The 4,104-nt window shown below is 73.0% G+C and carries 1 protein-coding gene; it reads right to left on the reverse strand.

Annotated elements, in window-relative coordinates; genetic code table 11:
- Nucleotides 1-3,899, reverse strand: a 3,899-nt coding sequence (locus tag AB0K51_RS34625) for a hypothetical protein (protein WP_363462243.1), incomplete at its 3' end; no start/stop codon positions are given.
- Nucleotides 3,900-4,104 lie beyond the last annotated feature (205 nt).

Raw genomic sequence — 4,104 nt, forward strand, 5'->3', positions numbered from 1 at the left:
GGATCGACCGCCAGGCCCAGCCGGTCCAGCAGCTCACCCGCCCCACCCGCGACCCGGACCGTATCCGTGTGCCCGACCCGGCCGGAGTCGGACCCGGCACCCGCACCGGCACCAGTGGCAGCGGCAGCGGCAGCGACCGTGTCGGAGGCCGGGTCGGTGACCGGGTCGGTGACCGTGTCGGCGACAGTGTCGGTGTCGGTGTCGGTGTCGGTGTCGGTGACGGTGACTGGGTCGGTGATGGTGGTGGGGGCCTGTCGTTCCTCCGCGAGCCGGGTGCGATAGACGGCGAGCGGTTCGTCGTACGGTGTCGGGTGGCCCTCGGGCGTGAAATCGGCACCTTCCGTGCGGGACCACTCCAGCACCCGGCGGCCCACCGGCCCGGACCGCCGCGCGTACCAGCCCGGGAACTTCTCGCCCCTCGGGTGGTCGGCCGGTGCCCCCGGCACGAGCACCTCCCTGCCGAACACGACCACGTTGTCACCGGCCTCGTGGAGCGGATGCCCCTGATCATCGATGAGAGACACCTTGAACGAATGGCCCTTCGCGGTGGTGAACGTGACCTTCTCACCGACCCGCGCACCGTCCAACAGCGCGCCCTGGAACCGGGCACGCCCCTTCTTCGGCAGGTCGAAGATCCTCCCGTTGACCTTCACCCCGCTCCCGCCCGCCGTCACCTGGAACACCTGCGGGACGCCCTGCAGGAAGCGGACCTCGGGCCCACCGGAGGGGCCCTTGGGGTCGGGCCTGTCATGCGGGGCCGCACCGTGCCCCGCCGACCGCTTCGGCTGACGGTCGGGACCGAACCGCACCGCACCGTCCAACGCCTCCAACCCCCGCCCCGGACCACCCGAATCCGCCGACCGCTGCACCCGATAGCCCTCGGGGACATCGGCGCCGTCCTGGTGCCGCGCGGTGTGGGCGGCCTCGCCGGTGTCTGCGAAGGTGCGCCAGACGGAGGTCTCGCTCCGGACCACCACCGGCCTGCCGTGGGCGTCGATGCCTACGTGGTCCGCGACGACCACCTCCCGGTCCGCACCGAAATCCCCGACAGCGCCGACCACCTTCGGCACCACCCACACATCCCCCACCGGCGCCCGCCCAATGAACGCACCCGCCACCCCCGGCCGTGGATTCGCCGCCTGATGCGCCCACAACGCGGCCATCGCCTCCGGTACGTGACGCTCCGTCACCGAACCGAGCCGACACGACACGAAGTCGATGCGGCTCCTCCCGTCCAGCCTGCCGCCGTCGTACGCCGCCAGCAGCACGTCCGCCAGTTCCTTCGGGCCGACCGGAGTGCCGTCCCGGCCCACGTGCATGCCCACTACGAAGACATCACCACGCTGCGGCAGGCGGTCCAGCGCGGACCGGGCCTCGCCCCGGGCACCCGGCATGTCCCTGGCCGGGCCGGTCACCAGGACACCCGACTCGGTGTGCTGGAGGTGCAAGGTGTCGGCGACGCCCGCGTAGTCCAACGCGATCGTCGTGGAGAGTTGACGGACCAACGCCTGCTCGACCTGCTTCGGCAGCACCACATCGATAGGCGGCTCCACGTCCACACCCAACGCGGCCAACTCCTCCCGCAGTCGCGTCCTCAACTCTCCCACCGTCTCCGCGGCCCGCGCTGGGCCGTTCAACGCACTACCGTCGCCCCGACCGGTCACCATGACCCGCGGCAACGCCCGGCCCTGCCGGTGCCGCTCCGCCAACTCCGGCGCGAGGCGCCGCGCCGTGGCCGCGACCACCCCCCGCGAACCCTCCCCCAACTCCGTCGACCCCCGGGCGAACAACACCGACACCGGCGCAAGCGACACCGGCACCGGCACGGCGGCATCACCGAACTCCGCCTGACGCGACGCCAGGGTGTCCATGAGAGCACGTCGGTTCGGCCCGAATTTGCTGGCACCGTCGAGTGGTTGGAGGGTGTGGGTGGGGTCGGTGGGGTGGGTGGGCCGGTGGTTGGTGTAGCCGGTGGGGAGGTGGTGGTCGGTGTCGCCGTGGGGGGTGAGGTGGCCGCCGCTGAGGGTGGTGTGGGGGGTGTGGTCGGTGTCGCCGCTGTGGGTGTAGGTGCGCCAGAGCGATTCGGGGCCCAGGACGATCACCGGTTTGCCGTGGGTGTCGATGCCGACGTGGTCGGCGACGATGACCTCGCGGTCGGTGGTGAAGTCGGCTTCGCCGTTCACCATCTTCGGCAGGACCCACACGTCGCCGACGGGCGCCCGCCCGGTGAGCGGGCCGGACACGCCGGGGCGGGGGTTCGCCTGCTGGTGGGCCCACAATGCGCTGAGCGCCTGCGGGACGTGACGCTCCGTCAGTGCGCCGAGGCGGCAGGACAGGAAGTCGATCCGCGTTTTGCCGTCCAGCTTCCCGCTGTCGTAGGCCGCGCGGAGCACGTCGGCGAGCTGCTCCGGGCTGATCGGGGCGCCGGTGTCGCCGATGTGCATCGCTACCACGTAGGTGTCGTCGCGGTGTGGGAGGTGGTCGAGGGCGTGCTGGTGGCGTTGGTTGGTGGCGGTGGAGTAGGGGCGGGGGTCGCCGATCAGGACGCCGGTGCGGGTCTCGAGGAGGTTGAGGTGGTCGGCGACGGGGGTGTGGTCGAGTGAGATGACGGCGGTCTGGCGGCGGGCGTCGGCGCTCCAGCCGGGGAAGAGTGCGGCGGGGGCTTCGGTGCTTCCGGTCGTGCGGGTGCGGATGGTGGCGTGGGCGGGGCTGTCGAGGCGGTCGAGTTCCTCGGTGAGGCGGCGGTGGAGTTCGTCGGCGACGGCGGTGGCGCGGGCGCGGCCGGTCGCTGCGGCGGTGAGGCGGCCCTCGCCGCTGCCGGTCACGGTGACGACGGGCGGTTGCAGGCCCTGGCGGTGGCGGGCGTCGAGGGTGGCGGCGAGGTCTCTGGCGGTCTCGATGATCCGGATCTTGACGCTGGGGGCGAGGGTGGTCGAGCCCTTCGCGAAGGAGAGTCCGACCGGTGTCATGACGGGCGGTGTGGCGGGGGTGGGGTGGCTGGGCGGGTGCGGCGGCGTCACGTCGGCGGACGTGGGCGGCAGCTGACGCTCCGCGACGAGGACATGCGGCTGCCGAAGCCCGGCCACCTCCCGCGTGGCGGGATACTGCGGGCCGTCGACCAGCGGCGGGGCGTCCGGGAGCGGCTGCCCGTCGCCGGCGTCCTCGAACAGCCCGCCGATGCGCTCGATCACCTCCCGGTCCTCCCGGTCCTGCCGGTCCTCCCGGGGCCGGTCTTCCGGGACCGGCTGCCCGTCGTCGGCGTCGGTGAATGCTGCGCCGATGCGTTCGATGGTGTCGTGTGCCTCCCGGACCTCGGTCGCGTCGAGGACCGCCGAGCGCTGGTCGGAGATCGTGACGAGGGTGTCGCGGATGGCGGCGGCGTCAGCGGGGGTGAGGCGCGGGTTGTGTGCGCCGTCCTTCAGGTAGGCGGCGAGGAGGGCGGTGGCGGGGTCGAGTCCCGTTGTGCGGGGGGTCTCGAAGCCTTCGTCGGTCAGGAAGCGCCGCACCTTCGCCACGTCGTCGGGGTGGTTGGCGCCGCCGGGTCCGACCGAGGCGCTCACCTCGAGGCCCATCCGGGCGGCCATGTCCCGGGTGACCGGGGAGTCCAGTGCCTGCCGGTAGCGGCGGGCGATCTCCCGCGCGGTGGCGGCGGGGACCGCGGCCCGCCAGGCCAGCGTGAAGTCGGCCGCATCCGCCGGACGGGTCAGCGACCGCCGCAGGACATTCGCGACGCCGTCGTCGACCAGGCCGAGCACCCGCATCCGGTCCACCACCGACGACAGCTCACGAGCCGTCGCATCGACGCCCAGGACCCTGCCGCCGGGCAGCACCCCCAGACCATCCGGGAGCCCGGCAGCCGACTGGACCACCGTCACCCCCTCCGCACCCGGCTGCGACACGCCGCCGCGCTCCAACGGCCCGGCACCGTCCCCGGAGACCGCCGACACACCGTCAAGACCACGCGGAGTGTGGTCGGCACCGGTCGACACCGACACGCCGGCGAGACCGCGCGGCACCTGGCCGTCCCCGGAGACCGCCGACACACCGTCAAGACCACGCGGAATATGGTCTGCACCGGTCGGCACCGACACGTCGGCGAGACCG

It is taken from the genome of Kitasatospora sp. NPDC049285, assembly GCF_040678815.1.
Lineage (GTDB): Bacteria > Actinomycetota > Actinomycetes > Streptomycetales > Streptomycetaceae > Kitasatospora.